This window comes from Mycobacterium sp. IDUB_24, from assembly GCF_055419385.1.
In genome coordinates this window covers 66,978-85,327 of sequence record NZ_JBVAXO010000009.1, presented here as the reverse complement: position 1 = coordinate 85,327, position 18,350 = coordinate 66,978, and the positions used below count along the sequence as shown (strand labels likewise).

22 protein-coding genes are annotated in these 18,350 nt (G+C 63.7%); 8 read left to right on the top strand and 14 right to left on the bottom strand.

Features of this window, described 5'->3' with window-relative positions:
* The first annotated feature begins 39 nt into the window (after positions 1-39).
* From ACZYZF_RS27275 to ACZYZF_RS27255, 5 genes are all read left to right on the top strand, one after another.
* Positions 40-975 carry an SDR family NAD(P)-dependent oxidoreductase gene (locus tag ACZYZF_RS27275; protein WP_463747510.1) on the top strand — a complete coding sequence of 312 codons (936 nt, stop codon included), beginning with the start codon at positions 40-42 and terminating at the stop codon, positions 973-975.
* Positions 976-1,164: 189 nt separating this feature from the next.
* Entirely contained in the window at positions 1,165-2,364 is a 1,200-nt protein-coding gene (locus ACZYZF_RS27270) for an amidohydrolase family protein (protein WP_463747418.1), read from the top strand.
* A gap of 139 nt (positions 2,365-2,503) precedes the next feature.
* Complete coding sequence (locus tag ACZYZF_RS27265; RefSeq protein ID WP_463747419.1) at positions 2,504-3,379, top strand: LLM class F420-dependent oxidoreductase; 876 nt, start codon at positions 2,504-2,506, stop codon at positions 3,377-3,379.
* Positions 3,376-3,834, top strand: a complete 459-nt coding sequence (locus tag ACZYZF_RS27260) for a MarR family winged helix-turn-helix transcriptional regulator (protein WP_463837386.1) — start codon at positions 3,376-3,378, stop codon at positions 3,832-3,834. The genes ACZYZF_RS27265 and ACZYZF_RS27260 overlap by 4 nt, the downstream gene beginning before the upstream one ends.
* Before the next feature lie 48 nt (positions 3,835-3,882).
* Entirely contained in the window at positions 3,883-4,635 is a 753-nt protein-coding gene (locus ACZYZF_RS27255; protein WP_463747421.1) for an NADPH-dependent F420 reductase, read from the top strand.
* A gap of 19 nt (positions 4,636-4,654) precedes the next feature.
* On the opposite strand, the gene ACZYZF_RS27250 is transcribed toward ACZYZF_RS27255, so the two are convergent.
* From ACZYZF_RS27250 to ACZYZF_RS27200, 11 genes are all read right to left on the bottom strand, one after another.
* Positions 4,655-5,407 carry an SDR family oxidoreductase gene (locus tag ACZYZF_RS27250; protein WP_463747422.1) on the bottom strand — a complete coding sequence of 251 codons (753 nt, stop codon included), beginning with the start codon at positions 5,405-5,407 and terminating at the stop codon, positions 4,655-4,657.
* A gap of 52 nt (positions 5,408-5,459) precedes the next feature.
* Positions 5,460-5,867, bottom strand: coding sequence for an SRPBCC family protein (locus tag ACZYZF_RS27245; RefSeq protein ID WP_463747423.1), 408 nt, complete (start codon positions 5,865-5,867; stop codon positions 5,460-5,462).
* A gap of 37 nt (positions 5,868-5,904) precedes the next feature.
* Positions 5,905-6,393 (bottom strand): hypothetical protein, encoded by a 489-nt coding sequence (locus ACZYZF_RS27240; protein ID WP_463837385.1) that lies wholly within the window; start codon positions 6,391-6,393, stop codon positions 5,905-5,907.
* A gap of 32 nt (positions 6,394-6,425) precedes the next feature.
* Positions 6,426-6,554 (bottom strand): hypothetical protein, encoded by a 129-nt coding sequence (locus ACZYZF_RS27235; RefSeq protein ID WP_463837384.1) that lies wholly within the window; start codon positions 6,552-6,554, stop codon positions 6,426-6,428.
* 15 nt (positions 6,555-6,569) lie between these two features.
* Positions 6,570-6,953, bottom strand: a complete 384-nt coding sequence (locus ACZYZF_RS27230; RefSeq protein ID WP_463747425.1) for a nuclear transport factor 2 family protein — start codon at positions 6,951-6,953, stop codon at positions 6,570-6,572.
* 58 nt (positions 6,954-7,011) lie between these two features.
* The gene (locus ACZYZF_RS27225; RefSeq protein ID WP_463837383.1) at positions 7,012-8,214 is read right to left on the bottom strand and encodes a cytochrome P450; all 1,203 of its coding nucleotides are present in this window, start codon (positions 8,212-8,214) and stop codon (positions 7,012-7,014) included.
* Positions 8,215-8,281: 67 nt separating this feature from the next.
* Positions 8,282-8,710 (bottom strand): hypothetical protein, encoded by a 429-nt coding sequence (locus tag ACZYZF_RS27220; RefSeq protein WP_463837381.1) that lies wholly within the window; start codon positions 8,708-8,710, stop codon positions 8,282-8,284.
* 38 nt (positions 8,711-8,748) lie between these two features.
* Positions 8,749-10,062: an amidohydrolase family protein gene (locus tag ACZYZF_RS27215; protein WP_463837380.1), complete on the bottom strand. Its 1,314-nt coding sequence runs from the start codon at positions 10,060-10,062 to the stop codon at positions 8,749-8,751.
* A 31-nt stretch (positions 10,063-10,093) separates the two neighbouring features.
* Positions 10,094-10,636, bottom strand: a complete 543-nt coding sequence (locus ACZYZF_RS27210) for a VOC family protein (RefSeq protein WP_463837378.1) — start codon at positions 10,634-10,636, stop codon at positions 10,094-10,096.
* A gap of 26 nt (positions 10,637-10,662) precedes the next feature.
* Positions 10,663-11,478 carry a phytanoyl-CoA dioxygenase family protein gene (locus tag ACZYZF_RS27205; RefSeq protein WP_463837377.1) on the bottom strand — a complete coding sequence of 272 codons (816 nt, stop codon included), beginning with the start codon at positions 11,476-11,478 and terminating at the stop codon, positions 10,663-10,665.
* 75 nt (positions 11,479-11,553) lie between these two features.
* Complete coding sequence (locus tag ACZYZF_RS27200) at positions 11,554-12,921, bottom strand: amidohydrolase family protein (protein ID WP_463837376.1); 1,368 nt, start codon at positions 12,919-12,921, stop codon at positions 11,554-11,556.
* A gap of 143 nt (positions 12,922-13,064) precedes the next feature.
* Between ACZYZF_RS27200 and ACZYZF_RS27195 the strand changes: the two genes are divergently transcribed.
* Entirely contained in the window at positions 13,065-13,709 is a 645-nt protein-coding gene (locus ACZYZF_RS27195) for a TetR/AcrR family transcriptional regulator (protein WP_463747432.1), read from the top strand.
* 29 nt (positions 13,710-13,738) lie between these two features.
* Here the strand turns inward: ACZYZF_RS27195 and meaB are convergent, their stop codons facing one another.
* Positions 13,739-14,611 (bottom strand): methylmalonyl Co-A mutase-associated GTPase MeaB, encoded by an 873-nt coding sequence (gene meaB / locus ACZYZF_RS27190; RefSeq protein WP_463837375.1) that lies wholly within the window; start codon positions 14,609-14,611, stop codon positions 13,739-13,741.
* A gap of 11 nt (positions 14,612-14,622) precedes the next feature.
* Positions 14,623-15,792: a thiolase family protein gene (locus ACZYZF_RS27185; protein ID WP_463837373.1), complete on the bottom strand. Its 1,170-nt coding sequence runs from the start codon at positions 15,790-15,792 to the stop codon at positions 14,623-14,625.
* A gap of 79 nt (positions 15,793-15,871) precedes the next feature.
* Between ACZYZF_RS27185 and ACZYZF_RS27180 the strand changes: the two genes are divergently transcribed.
* Both ACZYZF_RS27180 and ACZYZF_RS27175 read left to right on the top strand, forming a co-directional pair.
* The gene (locus tag ACZYZF_RS27180; protein WP_463747435.1) at positions 15,872-16,636 is read left to right on the top strand and encodes an SDR family NAD(P)-dependent oxidoreductase; all 765 of its coding nucleotides are present in this window, start codon (positions 15,872-15,874) and stop codon (positions 16,634-16,636) included.
* 90 nt (positions 16,637-16,726) lie between these two features.
* The gene (locus ACZYZF_RS27175) at positions 16,727-17,503 is read left to right on the top strand and encodes an SDR family NAD(P)-dependent oxidoreductase (protein ID WP_463837458.1); all 777 of its coding nucleotides are present in this window, start codon (positions 16,727-16,729) and stop codon (positions 17,501-17,503) included.
* A 79-nt stretch (positions 17,504-17,582) separates the two neighbouring features.
* Here ACZYZF_RS27175 and ACZYZF_RS27170 read toward each other — a convergent pair whose 3' ends face one another.
* Complete coding sequence (locus ACZYZF_RS27170; RefSeq protein WP_463747436.1) at positions 17,583-18,347, bottom strand: enoyl-CoA hydratase/isomerase family protein; 765 nt, start codon at positions 18,345-18,347, stop codon at positions 17,583-17,585.
* Positions 18,348-18,350 lie beyond the last annotated feature (3 nt).

The following is an 18,350-nucleotide window of genomic DNA, read 5'->3' as shown; positions in this document are numbered from 1 at the left end:
CGGTCGCGACTGCGTCCAGCCAATCGAGAAAGGCACTCCGTGACTGAACTTCGGTTCGACGGCCGCACCGCGATCGTCACCGGCGCAGGCGGTAATCCCAGCATCGGCCGCTCCCACGCATTGCTGCTGGCCCAGCGCGGCGCGAACGTCGTCGTCAACGACATCGGCAGGAGCGCCGCACCGGGCTATGAGGGAACCGCGTCGGCCGACGCGGTGGTCGAAGAGATCCGCCGCGCGGGCGGAAGCGCTGTCGCAGACCATAATTCGATCGCGACAGAGGAGGGCGCGGCCGCGCTGATCCACACGGCGATCGACGCGTTCGGCCGGGTGGATGTCCTCGTCAACAACGCCGGCATCTCGATCGCCGCGGCGTTCGACGAAATGACTTCGCACGATATCCGCCAGCACATCGACATCAACCTGATGGGTACCATCTGGACGTGCCGCGCGGCGTGGCCGCACATGAAAGCCAACGGCTATGGACGTATCGTCAATACCGGCTCGGGGGCGTTCGCCGGCGCGCCGCTCCTGGTGGCGTACAGCACGAGCAAAGGCGGAATATTCTCGTTCACCCGCGCGCTCGCCGGCGAGGGCGCGGCATATGGCATAAAGGTCAACAATCTCAATCCCGGTGCGTTCACCCGCATGGTGGCCGCCCAACAGGATGAGAGCTCCCCGATGTACCAGATGGCGAAGACCGCGCTGCCGCCGGAATTGGTGGCCCCGGTCGCTGCGTTTCTGTCGCATGAGAGTTGCCCGGTGAATGGCGACACCGTCAACGGTGCCGGCGGGCTCGTGAATCGGGTGTACCTGGCCGAAACCGCCGGCTTCACCCAGAGACCGTTGACGATCGAAACCGTCGCCGAGCGCTGGGCTGAAGTAATCGAGGGGACGCCCGAGCGCGCTGTACCGATCGCCGCACACGATCCCCGGGATTGGAACGTCAAGCAGTATGTCGCAGCCGAGCGTGGTTGAGGCGAAACATGTTGCACTCCTGGCTGTTCCAGTATTTCGACTACGGCTCGTCGACGCGCTTTTAACACTTTGAGCTACAAGTACAACGGTGTTGCATTTTAGTTCAGATGTGGTTAGCATCACAATGTCGCAGCCGAAAGGTCATCAGCCCGCCTTGGTCGGCAAGCGCTTGACGGACCAGGAAATCCGGTGCCCTGCAAAGAAATCGACGGAGAGGCCGACATGCTCGACGAACGCCTGACATTTGAGAATCCGCTGACAGCCGAAGCCGGCATGATCGTTGACCGGACCAGCCAACCCCGAGAGGCCGCGAAGCTACCTCAAGACCTCGTCCTGGTTTCGGCCGACAACCACATCGAACTCACCGAGGACATCTTCTACGAGCACTTTCCGGCGGACCGCCGCGAAGCCGCGCCCCGTGTGTGGTTCGACCGCTATTGGCGCGTCGGCTTCCCGGATTCCATGCAGGCATATCCGGAAAGTGCCGACGTCGACACCGCACTGGCCCGCTCCGTCCTCAACGATGGATTCGAATTCGGTGTTCGCAACCGCCATCTCGACGCCGAGGGCATCGACAAGGAAATCGTCTATCCGCAAAGCCTGCTGGCCTTCATCCGCTACCCGGACCAAGAGATGCAAGAGCTCATGTACCGGACCTACAACGAGTACATAGCCGAGCTGGACAAGAAGAATCCCGGCCGCTTCTACGGCGTCGGCATCTGCAGCAATTGGTGGGACCCCGATCATGCGGAGAAAGCAATTCAGCAGATCGTGGACCTCGGACTCAAGAGCTTCATGCTTCCCTTCAGCCCGGGCAAGAATGCGCACGGCGAGGCCATCGACTACGACAGCCCTGACATGGACCGCTTCTGGGCGTGCGTGGCCGAGGCGAACCTGCCGGTCAACTTCCACATCGGAGAAGTGCCGTCCTCTGGCGGCCGGGGCGGGTTCGGAACGTTCTTCCTGATGCAGGCCGCACCCTTCCGTCGCGCCTTCGGCGCCCTCATCTTCGGTGGCATCTTCGACCGCCATCCGAACCTGCAGGTCGTTTTCGCCGAGGGGGGCATCAACTGGATCGCCGGCGCGCTCCAGGACGCCGAGCTCACCTACGGTGCCCATCGCGAACTCTTCGACTGGCCGATGAAACACCGCCCGAGCCACTACTGGCAGAACAACATGTTCGCGACGTTCCAGACCGACACGATCGGCCTCAAGCTGCTGGACTATCTGGGCGCCGACCGCGTCATGTGGGCCCAGGACTATCCGCACAGTGAAGGCACATTCGGATACTCCGCGAGCGCGATCAACGAGGTCATCGCGGCAACCTCACCTGAGAACGCACGAAAGATCCTCAGCGAGAACGCGATCAACCTGTACAAGCTCAGTTGAGCATCGGCAGGTGGGCGGCGGATACGCCGCGATGACAACAGAGTGGTGAGCGTCACCGTCGGAATATGTCTAGTGCGCTAGACAGTTGTACGCTACGGAATAGTTGTTACACGTAGCGCCGACGCCCAGAAGGTCACCCATGCATCACGTTGAAACCCGCCATAGCACCCCGGCCCACGGCGCCAAGCCCGATCTGGGACGATTTGGCGCCTGGACGGGAGACCCGGTCTCCCCACCTGTCGCTCGAGAAATTGAGAAACTGGGTTATGGCGCCGTATGGGTCAACAGCACAGCTCCCAGTGACTTGTCATGGGTTGAACCCATCTTCGAGCAGACCACCACGCTGAAAGCCGCTACCGGCATCATCAACATCTGGGCCTCGCCTGCCGGACCCGTCGCCGAGGCATTTCACCGTGTCGACCAAAAGTATCCGGGCCGGTTCCTGCTCGGAATCGGTGCGGGCCACCGCGAACACATTTCGCAGTGGGAGAAGCCGTACGACGCGCTCAACAAGTATCTCGGCGAACTCGACCGCTACGGCGTACCGGCAGACCGCCGCATCCTCGCCGCGCTCGGCGACCGAGTGCTGCAGCTATCCGCGGCACGCGGCGCGGGGGCGCACCCGTACCTCACCACGCCGGAACACACCGCCCGGGCGCGCGAAGTGATGGGGCCGGCAGCCTTTCTCGCTCCGGAGCAGAAGGTGGTGCTGTCGTCAGATGCCGGATCGGCCCGAGCTATCGGGCGCGAAGCCGTCGGCCTCTATCTCGGGCTCAACAACTACCTCAACAGCTGGAAACGAATGGGGTTCTCCGACAAGGACATCACCAAGCCAGGTAGTGACGACCTGATCGATGCCGTCATCGCGTACGGCACCGCGCCCCAAATCGCCCGGCGCCTGCACCAACACCTCACTGCCGGGGCTGACCACGTCGCCATCCAAGTCATCGAAGCCGACAAACTGCTGCCCGTGCTCACGGCTCTGGCACCCGCACTGGGCTCTGGACCGCTGTGAATTCGTCCGCCAGAAAATCAGCAGCGGCGCCGCCCGAACGCCTGAAACTGGGCCAGCAGTTGTCATTTGCCCTGTACGGCGCTGCGAACCGGATGGTCCGCCAGCACAAACCGTTTCTGGAGCCATTGGGTCTGACGTTCCCCCAGTATCTCGTCATATTGGCGCTGCTCGACGGCGCGCCGCTTTCGGTCGGCGCACTGGGTGCTCGGCTGGATATGGATACGGGCACGATCACACCACTCGTGAAGAGACTCGAGACCACCGGAATGGTTACGCGGACTCGAGACCGCGCCGACGAGCGGCGAGTGCTGGTCGACCTGACGCCGCGCGGCCGTGCGCTCGAACCCGACATCCGCGGAATCACCGACCAGATCAAGTCAGCATGCCAGCTCACCGAGAGCGGTTTGGACGGCCTTCGGCGCACGCTCGAAGGCCTCGCCCATCCCGCCGAGTAGTGAGTGGCGCATCGAGACATCCCAGACATCTAGAAAGGCAAAATCGCAATGAAAATAGGAATTGTAGGTACTGGGCACATCGGCAAGACGCTCACTCAGAAGTTGGCCGCCGCCGGACACGACGTGAAGGTCGCCAACTCGCGTGGTCCGGAAACGATCGAGCCCGACGTACTGAAGTCGGGCGCCCGTCCGGTCGTCGCGGCCCAGGCAGTCAACGACGTCGACGTCGTGATCCTCTCCATCCCGTTCAACACACTTCCCGAGTTCGCTCCCGTACTTGCGGGGGTGCCCGCAGAGACGGTCATCATCGACACGTCCAACTACTATCCCTCTCGGGATTCGCAGATCGAGGCAGTGGAAGCGGGCCAGGTCGAGAGTCTGTGGGTTGCCGAACAGCTCGGGCGGCCGATTGTGAAGGCGTGGAACGCAATCGGATCCCATTCACTCGCAGAAAAGGGCGCCCCGGCCAAAACCGCGGGCCGCATTGCCATCCCGGTCGCCGCCGAGGACGACGAACAACGTGCGGTGGGCATCGCACTGGTCGACGACACCGGATTCGATGGATTCGATGCAGGCACATTGGCGGAGTCATGGCGCCAGCAGCCCGGGACTCCGTGCTATTGCACCGACCTCGCCCTTGACGAAATGCCTGCTGCGTCAGCATCCGCCGACTCCACCAGATCGCCGCGACGCCGGGAACTGGCAGCCGCCGCCATCGCAGAACGGTTCGGTGACGTCACCAATCCGAAGAACCCGGACCCGGAGTGGGCGGTGCGACTGAATCGCGCCCTCTTCTTGTGAAAACGCAGGCCGACTGCGGTCACCAGCCGGCGGCTTGACCGCCGTCGACAAAATGGTCCCCGCCGGTGATGAAAGAGGCTGCGTCAGAGGCGAGAAACGCCACCATGTTCGAGACCTCGCGTGGCTCGGCGCAGCGATCCATCGCCGCGCCGCTGCCCGCTAGTCTGCGCACATCCTCCATGCCGGAGTTGAGCATCATCGGCGTAGCGACCGGTCCCGGCATCACGCAGTTGACCCGGATTCCCTTCTTCGCGTACTCGACAGCGGCCGCCCGGGTGAGACCGCGCACCGCGAATTTGGCTGCGGTGTAGCCGGCGTTCGGAACATGCCGGACGTGTGCGAATCCCGCCACGGAGGCGATGTTGACAATCGAACCGCCGCCGGCGTCGGTCATGCCCGGAATCACCGCCCGCATGCCGTAGAACACCCCGTGCTGATCGACCGCAATCGTTCTCAGATAGTCGTCGACGGTCAGTTCCGCGGTGTGGGCGAATGGACCGGGGACTCCAGCGTTGTTCACGAGGACTGTCACGGGCCCCCACTTTTTGGTGACACGGTCGACCACATCAGTCCACTGTTCCGGCTCGGTCACGTCCAGATCGAAAAACTCTCCCCCGGAGCCAAGCTCTTTCGCAACAGCCCGCCCCTCGTCCCCCAATACATCGGCAATTGCGACTTTCGCGCCGAGTTCGGCGAGCGTCCGGGCGTGCTCGGCGCCCATGCCCTGGGCGCCTCCGGTGACGATCGCCACCTTGCCTGCCAATGTCAGCACGAGCTCCTCCTCTAGTCGGTGTGGTCAAGATGTAGATCTGGTCGAACGGCCGTCACACCAAGCGGTTCCGGACCGCGGTCAGACCATCGCGATAGGTGGTGGAGACCGACTCCGCGATAAGACTCCCGTGCGCCGGCTCGACGGCGTCGAACCGCCCACTCCACTCCATCCGTGCACCACCGCCGTCGATACCCAGCACTTGGATACGTGATCGATAGTCGACCATTCCGAACTGGCTGCCCACTACCGCGTAGACGTAATAGCGCTCGCGGTCGCAGTGCTCGACAATCTGCTCAGCGACCTCTCCCCCGCCCATCAGCGTGCAATGACGCACGCCGTGCATCATCGATGAGGCCTCAATGTCCGGGTGCCAATCGCAGATCGCCGCCGGATCACCTACCAGCGACCAGACCACCTCCGGTGCTGATGCGATGTCGATGCTCTCCTCAACGTTGAACAACTGGACCTCCCACTAATTCGCGCTACCTCAGTCGGTTTCAGGCAAGGAAGCCGGATCGTACGACCGCCGGACGCGGACGAACGCCACACCGAAACGATTCTTTTGGCTCGACCACTCGATCGAAGCGGCCGGCCGCCGCAAGTGCGTACTTCTTGAATACTTGCGCGGCAGTGGTGGGTTCATAGTCCACCGGAAGCAGGCTTGTCCTGAACTCGGCCGGACACGCATCTCCCCACACGGTCAACTCGGTCGCACCGCTCTCCATCACGCATCGAATGAGTTCGCGGGTCCGATGATCGCTCAAATAGTGTTGACCAACAATAGAAATAGTATCTGCTGGCAACGCGGGAGCATTCGTCGACAACACGGAGTCCAGTTCCGCCGCACCAACACCGAGGATGCGTAACGGGCGCACATCGGAATCTTCGTCGACAAGCGCGGTGACTTCCCATCCTGCCATTGCCCGATCGAAGAGCCAGCCGCCGATAACGGTCACGAGCTCGCCGATGTCGGACGCGACAACCATCAGTCGATAGCACTCCCGATCTTCCTCTGCTCCTACACCTTCCGCACGGCAGGGTCTTTGGCGTCGCACGCGTCAGCCGGCGATCTGGACAGCGCGGCCGCGACATTGGCGAACCGCTTCACGAATGACAGGGTCTCGCGCTCGGTGAGCCGAGCGACCATTCCAGCACATCATGCTCAGGAAACCCCGGCCGAACCATATCCGGGATCGCCGTCCGCCGGCCAGAAGTACTCCCGCCAGGCCACGATCTTGCCGTCTCGGACCTGATAGGAACCCATCACCGGCCAGCTCAGCGGAGTGCCTTCCATAACCCAGTGATCGAAGCGCTCCATCAACACAACATCGCCATCGACGGCCAGGTGGCGGATCTCGAGATCTACGACCTTGCCGCGGCCGAAGAACACTTTCATCAAGTCGTAGATCGCCTCGTGCCCAGCCAGTTTCGGCCAGTCAGGCCCGATGTCGAAGGTGGCGTCGTCGGCGAAATGGCTCATCACTTCGTCGACATCGTTGGTCGCCCACGCGGCAATCTCCGTGCGTACGACATCCTCAGGGCTCATCGGCAACTCCGCCTTTCCTTGCTATTTCTTCCGGACCCGCATGGCAGCGGATTCGGCACTACCGCAGAACGACAGGCATGGATTCCCAGCCACGCACGGCCGAGGTTGACGTCAACGTCGCTTGCGCGAGATCGACGTCCCACTCGGGGAAACGTTTCAGAATCTCCTCCAGGGCGACCCGTCCCTCCAGGCGGGCCAGCGCAGAGCCGAGGCAATAGTGGACACCGCGGCCGAACCCCAGGTGCTGAGGGGAACGGCGATGGATGTCGAAAACATCGCCGTCGGGCGGGAAGTGGCGACGATCGCGGTTGGCCGCAGCGAGCATCAACAGCATCACACTGCCGGCCGGCACCGTCTGTCCGTAGTAGCTGACATTCCGCGTGACATATCTGGCCATGTTCGGACCCGACGGCTCGAAGCGCACCAGCTCTTCAATCGCCTTGGGTATCAGTGAATGGTCTTCGACGAGCTGGCGCCGCTGGTCCGGATATTCGGCCAGCACCTTGCCCGCCCATCCGATCAGCCGGTTGGTCGTTTCGTTTCCTGCACCGACTACCAGGCTGGCGTAGGCACGGAGTTCGTCGCGTCGCAGTCGCCGGGCGGTACCGGTCTCGTCGACGAACTCGACGTTGGCCAACTCGGAGATGATGTCGTCCGATGGATGCTCGACACGCCACTCGACGTACTCGGCGAAGAGTTCGCCCGCGTCAATCGCCTCGGGGGCGACTTCCATCGGTTTGCCGGCCTCGGTTCGCAGATTGTCGTCCCATCGTTTGCGGACGGCGTCCAGGTGCTCGTCGGGCATGCCCAACAGCATTCCGATCACCCGCATGGGCATCCGAGCGCCCAGATCAGCCACGAAGTCCAACCGCTCGCTGCCGACGAAAGGATCCAGACATTCAGCACAGAATTCCCGGATCTTGGGTTCGAGGGCGCTGATCTTGCGCGGGGTGAACATCCTGGCCAGGAGCTTGCGATGGATGTCGTGGATCGGTGGATCCTCGAAAATGATGAAGCCCGGCGGGATGTCGATATTGGCCTTCACCGTTTCCAGCACGTCACCCCGCGCCGAGCTGAACGTCTCGACGTCGACAGATGCACTGTCGACGTCTACGAATCGGCTCAACGCATAGAAGTCGTACTCGCTGTTGTAGTACAGCGGTGCTTCTTCCCGGAGACGCGCATACGTCTCGTACGGACTGACATTCAGCTCGACGTCGTAGGGGTCATAACAGACATCGCTCACAGCTCCAACTGTCACGGATTCCGCCTCTCAGTACGATTCGTGCCGGTCTAGGAAATTTGTCGCCGGAGGTCTTCTGCTCGAGTCAGGTGCCGCACTCAGGCCCGCCAGAAACGTGGCAGTCAGGAATGATCCAGTCACTCATAGGGTCGTCCGGATTGACGCGTACGGATCCGACCGGCAGTTCGACTGCGCTGCCCGGCTCGAGCTTGAAGGTGTCGGAGATGAACGCAGGCATGGATTTTGACAACCGTTCCAGGACGCCGCCCTTCCTGGCGCACACGGTTCCGAACTCGTCTGGACGAGGCATTGCCTGTGACGTCGGCCAGATCGAGTTGCACAGATCTTGCGCGCTCCGAATGTGATAGGGCACTTCGTCACCGAACGCGTTTGGCGACAATCCAATTCCAGTACATATCATGCCGAGACAGGCACCTGCGGCCACGATTCCGCGGGCCCGGCGGGTGTGACTGTTCGCGACCAGGGCGACACGATGTTGCACGTTTCTTGCCACGCTTCCTCGTCAGTTGTTCGTCGGACGGCCTTCGCCGGTTATCGCAGCGCAAGCTCTCGGTGCAGGACATTGGATTCCGAAGTTCCTTCGACGCCAACGGCACCCATTCGGTCGATCACGAACACACCGTCGCGGATGACCGCTCTGAGCGCTTCTGCCGGACGGGACAACAACGAAAGATCGGCAAGCGGATCGCCATCGACGACGATGAGATCCGCCAAGGCGCCAGGCTCTATCACACCCAGCCGCTCTGGTCCTTCGGCCAAGAACTGGCCGGCGTTGCAGGTACCCCAGCTCAGCACCTCGGCTGCCGAGAGCCCGTCGATCGCTCCGTAGTAGGCGAACTCGCGACCATAGTTGCCGACCTGGTGGTCGAGCGGATCGTCGTCGAGCAGATCGCGGAAGATGCCGCTGTAATCGTCGCCGATCAGGATCCGGACCCCGGCTGCCTGCGCGACCGGCAGCATTGCCCGTGTGTGCTCGTATTGCTCTGGCGTCACCCCGAATTCAGCGGCATAGCCGAGTTCGAGCAGGCTCCACGGGTAGATGAGGCTCGGCACCCAGAACGTTCCCGCCTCCACCATGGCGGCGATCACTTCCTCGTCGATCTCGTCGCCGTGGTCGATCAGATCCAGCCCGAGCTCGATGCACTCCAGCATCATCGCCTTGTCGGAAACGTGGGCACGTACCTTCGCGCCGCGCTCATGAGCCGTGCTGATGATCGTGGCGATTTCGTCGCGCGACATGTTGCGTGTCGTGCGGTGCAGCTGGCCGTGACCGGCGCTGGCGAAGATCTTGATCGTCTCGACACCCCGATTGATCTCTTCGCGGACCAGCGAACGCATGGCGTCGGGCCCGTCAGCGCAGACGTCGGTGCCCGGTGTCTCGTACCGCTTCCACCAGCGCCCACTGTTGTTCATGTCGCCGGTGGTGCCGAGGTGATGCCCGCAGGCACGAATCCGCGGTCCGGGGATGATGTCCTCGGCGATGGCCATCTTGAGCTGCGCATCGATGTCGTGCGCGCACGAGGCACCGGAATAGCCGGTGAACCCGCTCTCCAGCAGCACGCGGCAGGTACGCACGCCGATCGCCATCATGACGCCGGGTGGCAACTCCTTTCCGGGCCGCTCGGTCGCGGCGATGGCGATGCTGAATTTGTAGAAGTCAGGATGCAGATGTGACGTGATCAGGCCCGGCATCAACGTCATTCCGGCGACGTCGACTGCCCCATCCGGAACCGGCCCGGAATGCGGATGGATGGCGGAGATCTGATTCCCCTCGACGGTCACCGTCTGGCTGCCGGGCAGCATCCTGCGGCCATCGAACACTCTGGCATTGGCGAGTACCGGCATTTGTCATCCCTCCGTAGATGTTTCGGCCATGTCAGAACGTGACGACCGAGTCAGTGCCATCCCACTTCTGCGCCGCAGTCCGCATGGCGGCGAACCCCGCATCCCGTGCCGAGCTCGGCTCGAGCAGCTCGACCATGAAGCCGAGCGTGGAAGAGGTGTCGACCCAGCACGTGCGGATGCCGTCGAGCTTGCCCTCGAATGCCAGCTGCGCGCCCGCATCGATGTAAGCGTCGCGCTCGACTTCGTAGTCGTTGCAGTACAACGCCATATGGTGCAATCCGAAGTCGCCGTCTCCGAAGAGATCCCGGAAGACGCCGGGCTCGTCGTTGGCCTGGCAGACCAGTTCGATCTGCACCTCACCGGCGTAGGCGATCGCCGCCTGAACCTTCGGGAAGGCGGCGGGAATCCCCCGGTGTCTCCCATCGGTGAAATCGACCCCGTCGAACCAGAAGAACGGTCCCACACCGGCGTTGCGAACCCAGGAATCGATCGCACTCCGAAGATCGGGCACTGTCCAGCACATCTGCATGAAGTTCCGGTTCGGGAACGGTGCGGGGAAGGGTGTTGCCGCCATGTCTCTGCTCTCCTTGCATCCCTGCCTCAGCCGATCAGCGGAAACCGCTCGTCATCGAGCGGTTGCCATTGCGTCATTCGGCTGGAATCGAAGTTGGGCGTGGCGGATCCGTTCCAGCACACGTCGGCGGGCTGAGTGACCAGTAGGTAAGCCCAACGCGGTCGATCCATCGCGTTCGCGCCCGCACCGTGGATCGTGAGGTGCGTATGGACCGAGATGTCACCGAGCTCGTACGTCAGCTGCTGGCTCATCTCCAGATCACGAAGCTCGGGAAATGCATCCAGAGCGTCACCGGCACCGTAGGTGGTGTAATCACCCATCACCCCGGCGCGGTGCGATCGGTTCACGAACGACATCGTCCCGGCGTCAGGTCCGTACGCCTCCAACGGAAACCAGAAGGTCATGCCCCCGGACCTGTCGACGGAGAAGGTGATGAAGTCCTGATGGAACGCGGTGGGTCCGTTCCCGCCGTGCCGTGCAGTCTTGGTGCTGGGCAGTTTTGGTGCAAAGAAGTCCGCGTAGTACCGCGTACCCACGGCCGCACCGTCGGGACCTCTCCGCCGTTGCAGCACGCTTGCACTCTTGCCCACTTCATCGATCAACGGCCGCATCACCGGGTCCGTCAGGCCGGCGCTCTGCCCCACGTTGAAGTACGCCAGACCGCCTTGCTCCTCACCGTCGGCTTCGGCCGGCGCCTCGGCCTGCAGTGGGTTGCTGTCCGCATCGTCGCCCATCTCGTCGCGAGCGATCGCAAGCATCTTGCGGACCACGTCAGGGTCCACGAAGCCTTTCAGCTGCACCCAGCCGAATTCGTGCAAATGGTCGACTTCGTCATCCGTCACCGACCGGCACGGGGACGTCACAGCCGTTGGCTCTCCCACGATCTCAATGTCTCCTCGTCGCTGTCGACAGATTGGCTAGATGAAGCGGCCGGGGCCGGTGCGGAACGCGTAGAGCCCCATGACGGCATCCTCGGGAACCGTGTAGGGCGTTGCCACCTCGTCGACCGTGGGGCCGATCTTCGCCGCCACCTCGGCCAATTTCGTGCGATCGAGACCGTAAACGTCGATTGCGTTGCCACCGATGTACTTGCGCACATGCTCGGGCTCAATGTCGTTGAATGTGAACCGAATAGCTTCCCGGGTGTCGGGCCAGGTGCCCTCCGCGTGCGGATAGTCGTCGCCCCACATGACCCTGCCGGTGAGGCCCTTCTCGACTCCCAGCTTCGCCTCCCAATTGGACATGAAGCTGGCACCGATGAAGCAGTTGCGTTTGAAGTACTCCGACGGCGGCATCGACAGCGCCGCACGAACCCATTCACCGGTTCGCGAGTGGTAGAGCCCGTCCATGTCGTCCATGACTTCCGGGGCCCAATCCATCCATTGTTCGGTGAGCACCATCTTCAGTTTGGGATGGCGCTCGAACACTCCGCCGAGGATCATCACCCATACGCCGCGACGGGTCCGGAACAGCGTTTCCATCATGTACATCGCCTGGGCGCCCTCGCCCTCGTACGGATAGTGCTCTCCCCCACCCCCGTGCGTGTTGAGCGTCATTCCGGTCTCTTCGCAAATCGACCAAAGCGGCTCCCACACCTGGTCGTTCAACATCGGAATGTCATTGCGGGGAGCGGGCAGGTTGATACCTCGCAACCCCGCCTCGGCCGCCCACTTGACCTCGCGCACGCAGGCGGCCGGGTCGGATATCGGAATATGGGCGATGCCGGCGCTGCGCTCCGGCGCCGTCGACACGAAATCGGCCAGCCACCGGTTGTAGATGCGCACCCCGAGATCCTCGAGACGGTCATATTTCGAGTCACCCCAGCTGATGAGGCCCGTCGTCGAGAACGGAATCGACTCACCGTTGAGCCCGCCGTGATAGATCACCGATGCCGCAACGCCTTGTTCGTCCATGTCGGCAAGCCGGGCCGCCGGGTCCTGAAGGCCGGGAACGAAACTGTGTTCGTAGCTGCGGTTCAGAAAACCCAGGTCCATCTGGTCCGGATTGCGAATGCCCGCGGTCTTGGCGAAATCCTCGGCCTGCGACTGATCCAGTGACCAGTTCTCGTCATAGCCCTTGTCGCCGGCTTTGGACGAGCGCAACGAGAACATCCCGTGCTTTTCCATCTCTGCGACGAACTCGTCGAATTCTTCGAGGTATTTCGGTTCGCAGTACTGCCGCAGCTGGTTCTTGAGCGACGGTCCGACGTGGCTGTCCGTCGAGACCACGATGTAGGGGGCCTCCGCCACACCATCGGTACCGGAGTCGGGCTGTTGCTGCACCATGCTTGTCCCTCGCAAGTTCGAGATCGTCTGATGTGGGCGCTGTGATGCTAACCACACTCGGCTTCAAAGTGCAACGGTGTTATACATTTGAATCGCCGTGGCAAATATCGCTCACTGTGGCATAACTGAGTACAGTGACACCCATGGCCTCACGCGCCCTGCAGCGAACCCGCGCGCACGTACTCGATGCTGCCCGCGACTTCGTCGAACAACACGGTGTCGAACAGCTGTCCATGCGTCGCCTCGCCGACGAAGCCGGCGTCAGCGTCCGCACTCTCTACAACCACTTCGGCGACAAAGAAGGCCTACTGGCCGCCCTCATCCAGCGCTCACTCGACTCGATGGACGTTGCCGTACACCAACTCTCGGCGACCGACCCGATCGAACGGATTTGGGAGGCCATCACTTTGTCGATCGACAAAGTGGTCGCCGACATTCCGAAAGCTGTCGTCCGTGCCGTGCTCATGGACGACCGGCTGCTCGACCAGGTAAATCTGCGCTGGAGCGGCTGGGATCTCATCGTCACCGAACTCAAAGCCGCGACCCGCCGGGGCGCACTCCGCGACGACATCGACCCCGACGTCCTCGCCGACCATGCCGCGATGGTCCTGTTCCACCTTCAACGCCGATGGACCGCCGGCGACATCACCGCCGAGCAGCTACGCGCCGGCGCTCTGCACGCTTTCGACATCTGCCTACTGGCCATCGCCCGTCCACGCGCGCGCACCGACATCCTCGCCCACGCCAACTCGATGCTCTCAACCGAGCAAGCCGCTGCAGAAGCCTGATCGGCCAGACGAAGCGGCCGATTCTGGCCCTACCCGGCTGAATCAGCGATCAGATTCGCCGCAGCGCTGTACGGATCGCTGGTGCCGTCGGCCACGGCGGCGGCCAAACGATCCAACTCGGCGTGGTTGCGCAGCAATGTCTGCGCCAGCGACAGAATCTGAGTGCGGGCCCGTGCCGTACGGCGCGCGGGGGTGTCAGCCCGATGGTGGGCATCGATGGCCTCCACCAGAGCTGCCAAACCCTCCCCTTGTGCCGCAACGAGTTTGAGCACCGGCACGGTGGCCTCGGCCCTCAGATCGCGAGCGGTCTGGTCGGCACCCTCGCGGTCGGCCTTGTTCACCACCACCAGATCGGCAACCTCCAGCAGACCAGCCTTGGCGGCCTGCACGGCATCTCCCGCACCGGGATTGAGGATCACCACGGTCGGGTCGGCGATCGCGGCGATCTCGATCTCCGATTGCCCAACACCCACGGTCTCCAGCACCATCAGGTCGTAGGACAGAGCGGCCAGCAGCCGGATCGCCGCAGGCACGGCGGCAGCCAGTCCGCCGAGGTGCCCCCGGGTGGCCACCGAGCGAATCAATACGTCTGGGTCGTTGATGTGGGCGGCCATTCGGATCCGGTCCCCGAGGAGTGCTCCGCCGCTGTACGGAGACGACGGATCGACGGCGAGCACCGCCACCCTCAGGCCACGCTCGCGGTAGGCACCCACGAGTGCGCCTACTGTCGTCGACTTTCCGGCCCCGGGAGGTCCGGTGATGCCAATGACGCGCGGAGATGCCGGGCCGAGTACCGCGAGAACCTCGTCGCGACGGTTGCTTTCGACCAAGCTCAGCAACCGCCCGACGGCGCGCTGGGAACCGCCGCGCGCGGCGGCGATGAGTTCTTCGATATCTGCCATCACCGGTGAGCCTACTGAGCAGGCACCTCGATGACCGTCGCCGAGCCCATCCCCCCTCCGGCACACATCGCAGCCACGCCGATACCTCCACCGCGCCGACGCAACTCGTGGACCATCGTGGTCAGCATGCGCGCCCCGGTGGCAGCCACCGGATGTCCGAGCGAGCAGCCGCTGCCGCTGACGTTGACGATCTCCGGATTGAGGTCGAGCAGCTTGACGGTGGCAACGCACATCGCCGCGAAGGCTTCGTTGATCTCGAACAGGTCCACATCGGACAGTGAAAGCCCGGCCCGACCAAGGGCTTTGGTGATCGCCTCGACCGGGGCCAGCCCGGTCGAGGCCGGGTCCACCCCCACCGAGGCCCATGACTTGATCGTGGCCAGGGCCGGCAGGCCGAGTTTGTCACTGGCGATCGCCATCAGCGCAGCCGCATCGTTGGCGCCGCACGCATTGCCCGCGGTGATGGAGAATCCCTCGATCTCAGGATGCAGCGGCTTGAGCGCTGCCAGCTTCTCCAACGTCGTGTCACGGCGCGGATGCTCGTCGGTGTCGAAGAATTCGTCGGGTCCCTCTCCGATTCTCACGGGGACGATCTCTTCCTTGAAACGGCCCTCGTCGATCGCCGCAATGGCCTTGAGGTGTGAGCCCAGCGCCCACTCGTCCATCTCCTCGCGGCTCACCCCGGCCTTCACCGCGGCGTTCCAGCCGACCGTGATCGACATGTCCATGTTCGGTGCGTCCGGCCGGTCCGGATGCGTGGGCGGGAACCAGTTCACCCACTCGGCATCCTTGGCACTGCCGGCCGCGCGGATGAACCGGGGCGAGGTCGAGGCCGAATTGACGCCGCCGGCCAGGATCAGCCGGTCCATCCCGGCGCGAATGCTGGCGGCGGCACTCTGCACAGCCGCCTGACCGGCGGCGCAGTGCCGATTGATGGACGCGCCGGGGACCGTGGTGAGGCCGGCGGTGATGGCGGCATGACGGGCGATGACACCGCCGCCGTAGAGGCCTTCGCCCAGGATCACGTCATCCACTGATGCGCTGAGGCCGGCAGGAAGGTCCTCCGACACCGCCCGCACCACGTGGTCCGCCAGCGCGTAGGCGTCGGTGTCGCGCAGCGTGCCCTTCTTGGCGGTGCCGATGGGGGTACGCAATGCGGACACGATGACAGCTTCAGGCATTGATCTGCTCCCTGGTTCACCCGGTAAGAGAATGCTATTCTCGCAGTCAGAGAGTGTCAGTTGCAAGAAGGGGAACCGTATGCAAATCGCCGGTAGTTCTGCGATCGTCGTCGGCGGTGCCGGCGGCCTGGGTGAAGCGACCGTCCGCCGCCTGCAGGCAGCGGGTGCAAAAGTCGTCGTCGCAGACCTGGCCGACGAGAAGGGCGCCAAGCTGGAGAAAGAGCTGGGTGTGCGCTATGTACCCACCGACGCCACCTCCGAGGCATCGGTGCTCGCAGCCATCGCCGAGGCTGAAGCCCTTGCCCCGCTCCGCATCTCGGTAGACACCCACGGCGGGCCGGCCGCCGGCGGCCGTCTTGTCGGCAAGGACGGGTCCCCGCTGGACCTCGACGGCTTCAAGAAGACCATCGAGTTCTATCTGACCGCGGTGTTCAACGTCATGCGACTGTCGGCCGCAGCGATCGCCAAGACCGAACCGCTGGAGGAAGGCGGCCGCGGCGTCATCGTCAACACCGCATCGATCGCCGGGTACGAAGGCCAGATCGGTCAGCTGCCCTACTCGGCCGCCAAGGGCGGCGTGCTCGGAATGACGCTCGTCGCCGCGCGCGACCTGTCGCCGCTGGGTATCCGGGTCTGCACCATCGCCCCCGGCACCATCAACACCCCGGCCTACGGCAAGGCCGCCGATCAGCTCGAGCAGTACTGGGGCCCGCAGGTGCCGTTCCCCAAGCGCATGGGCCGCTCGACCGAGTACGCCCAGTTGGCGCAGAGCATCATCGAAAACGACTACCTCAACGGCGAAATCATCCGTCTCGATGGGGCATTGCGCTTCCCTCCCAAGTAATACCGCCCCCGTGCTCCGCGAGCGTACGTGTCTGTTGGCGAAAATGCCGGTGCGGCGCAACGTTTCGTGCACACTCAGGACATGACCGCTATGCACGAAACCTCGGTTCAGCCCGATGAGGGGGCGGCCGGCCTCCGCGGCAAAGTCGCCTTCGTCGCCGGCGCCAGCCGCGGCATCGGGGCGACGATCGCTCGAGCATTGGCTGACGCAGGCGCCGCGGTAGCCGTGGCCGCCCGCTCCGAAGAACCGGGCAAGCTGCCCGGCACTATCGGCTCGGTGGCCGCAGCCATCAATGACGCGGGCGGGCACGCAATGCCAGTCGCCTGCGACGTCACCGACGAGGAATCGGTGAACAAGGCCGTCGGCAAGGCGGTTTCAGAGTTCGGCGGCATCGACATCCTGGTGGCGAACGCCGGTGTGCTGTGGCTCGGCCCGGTAGAGAGCACGCCGCTCAAGCGCTGGCAACTGTGTCTCGACGTCAACCTCACCGGCGTGTTCCTGGTGACCAAGGCCGTCATCCCCGAAGTGCGCAAGCGTGGCGGCGGGTCACTCATCGCGATCACCACCACCGGAGTCGACATGGTCGAGCACGGTGCCAATGCCTACTGGGTGTCCAAGGCCGCCGCCGAACGTCTCTACCTCGGCCTGGCCGCCGACCTGCGCGAGGACAACATCGCGGTCAACTGCCTGAGCCCGTCACGGGTGGTGCTGACCGAAGGCTGGCAGGCCGGGGGCAGCGGGCTGCAGATCCCGCCGGAGATGGTCGAGCCGCCCGAAGCGATGGGACGCGCGGCCGTGCTGCTGGCCGGTCAGGATGCCGGCGGTGTGACCGGCACCGTCCAGCGCTCCGAAGCCCTCACCATCTGATCCACCGCGAGCGTGCGTGGAATGCCGCCCCGACACGGAGTGTCGGGCGGCAGACACGCACGCTCGCGGTGCTGGGTGATCAGTTCTTGGCGATCAGCCCGTCCACGATCCGATTGAAATCAGCGGTGCCGAACGATACGTACTCGGCGAGATTGGCGTAATCCAGCGACGCCATCACCTGCTGCTCAAGCTGGATGTTCATCAACCGCTTGGTGGCCTCGACCGCCTGCTTGGGCAGATCGATGAGCTTCTTGGCGCACGCGATCGCCTCGGCAAGCGGATCCTCGACCACATGGTTGGCCAGCCCGAGTTCGAGGGCCCGCTGGGCCTTGATCCGAACCCCGGTCAGCGCAAACTCCTTGGCCTGCAACAACGAAATCTGTGAGCCCCAGACCAGCGGACCACCGTCGGCAGCCACCAGGCCGATCTGCACGTGCGGATCGGCGAAGTGCGCGGTCTCGGCCATGTAGACGACGTCGGACAGCGCGGCCAGGCTGCAGCCCAGCCCGACGGCAGGCCCGTTCACCGCGGCTACCACCGGGATGCGGCAGCGCACCATCCCGATGACCAGGTCGCGGCCGTGCTTGATCGTCTTCTGACGCAAGGCTTCATCGCGCCGCAACTCGTCGAGGTAGTTGAAGTCGCCGCCGGCCGAGAACGCCCGTCCCGCACCGGTGATCACCGCGGCCCGCGCGTCGGCATCCTCGTTCAACGCTTCCCACAACCGAGCCAGTCCGACGTGCAGGTTGTCGTTGACCGCATTCAAGGCATCGGGGCGGTTCAGCGTGATGATGCGCAGCGCACCGTCGGCCTGCACATCGATTTCGTCTGGCATTCCGTACATCTG

Coding starts and splice junctions, on each gene's coding strand:
- ACZYZF_RS27265 (WP_463747419.1), top strand. CDS start 2,504: ATGCATCACGTTGAAACCCGCCATAGCACCCCGGCCCACGGCGCCAAG.
- ACZYZF_RS27255 (WP_463747421.1), top strand. CDS start 3,883: ATGAAAATAGGAATTGTAGGTACTGGGCACATCGGCAAGACGCTCACT.
- ACZYZF_RS27240 (WP_463837385.1), bottom strand. CDS start 6,393: ATGGTTGTCGCGTCCGACATCGGCGAGCTCGTGACCGTTATCGGCGGC.
- ACZYZF_RS27235 (WP_463837384.1), bottom strand. CDS start 6,554: ATGGTCGCTCGGCTCACCGAGCGCGAGACCCTGTCATTCGTGAAGCGG.
- ACZYZF_RS27230 (WP_463747425.1), bottom strand. CDS start 6,953: ATGAGCCCTGAGGATGTCGTACGCACGGAGATTGCCGCGTGGGCGACC.
- ACZYZF_RS27215 (WP_463837380.1), bottom strand. CDS start 10,062: ATGCCGGTACTCGCCAATGCCAGAGTGTTCGATGGCCGCAGGATGCTG.
- ACZYZF_RS27210 (WP_463837378.1), bottom strand. CDS start 10,636: ATGGCGGCAACACCCTTCCCCGCACCGTTCCCGAACCGGAACTTCATG.
- ACZYZF_RS27200 (WP_463837376.1), bottom strand. CDS start 12,921: ATGGTGCAGCAACAGCCCGACTCCGGTACCGATGGTGTGGCGGAGGCC.
- ACZYZF_RS27195 (WP_463747432.1), top strand. CDS start 13,065: ATGGCCTCACGCGCCCTGCAGCGAACCCGCGCGCACGTACTCGATGCT.
- meaB (WP_463837375.1), bottom strand. CDS start 14,611: ATGGCAGATATCGAAGAACTCATCGCCGCCGCGCGCGGCGGTTCCCAG.
- ACZYZF_RS27185 (WP_463837373.1), bottom strand. CDS start 15,792: ATGCCTGAAGCTGTCATCGTGTCCGCATTGCGTACCCCCATCGGCACC.
- ACZYZF_RS27180 (WP_463747435.1), top strand. CDS start 15,872: ATGCAAATCGCCGGTAGTTCTGCGATCGTCGTCGGCGGTGCCGGCGGC.
- ACZYZF_RS27175 (WP_463837458.1), top strand. CDS start 16,727: ATGCACGAAACCTCGGTTCAGCCCGATGAGGGGGCGGCCGGCCTCCGC.
- ACZYZF_RS27170 (WP_463747436.1), bottom strand. CDS start 18,347: ATGTACGGAATGCCAGACGAAATCGATGTGCAGGCCGACGGTGCGCTG.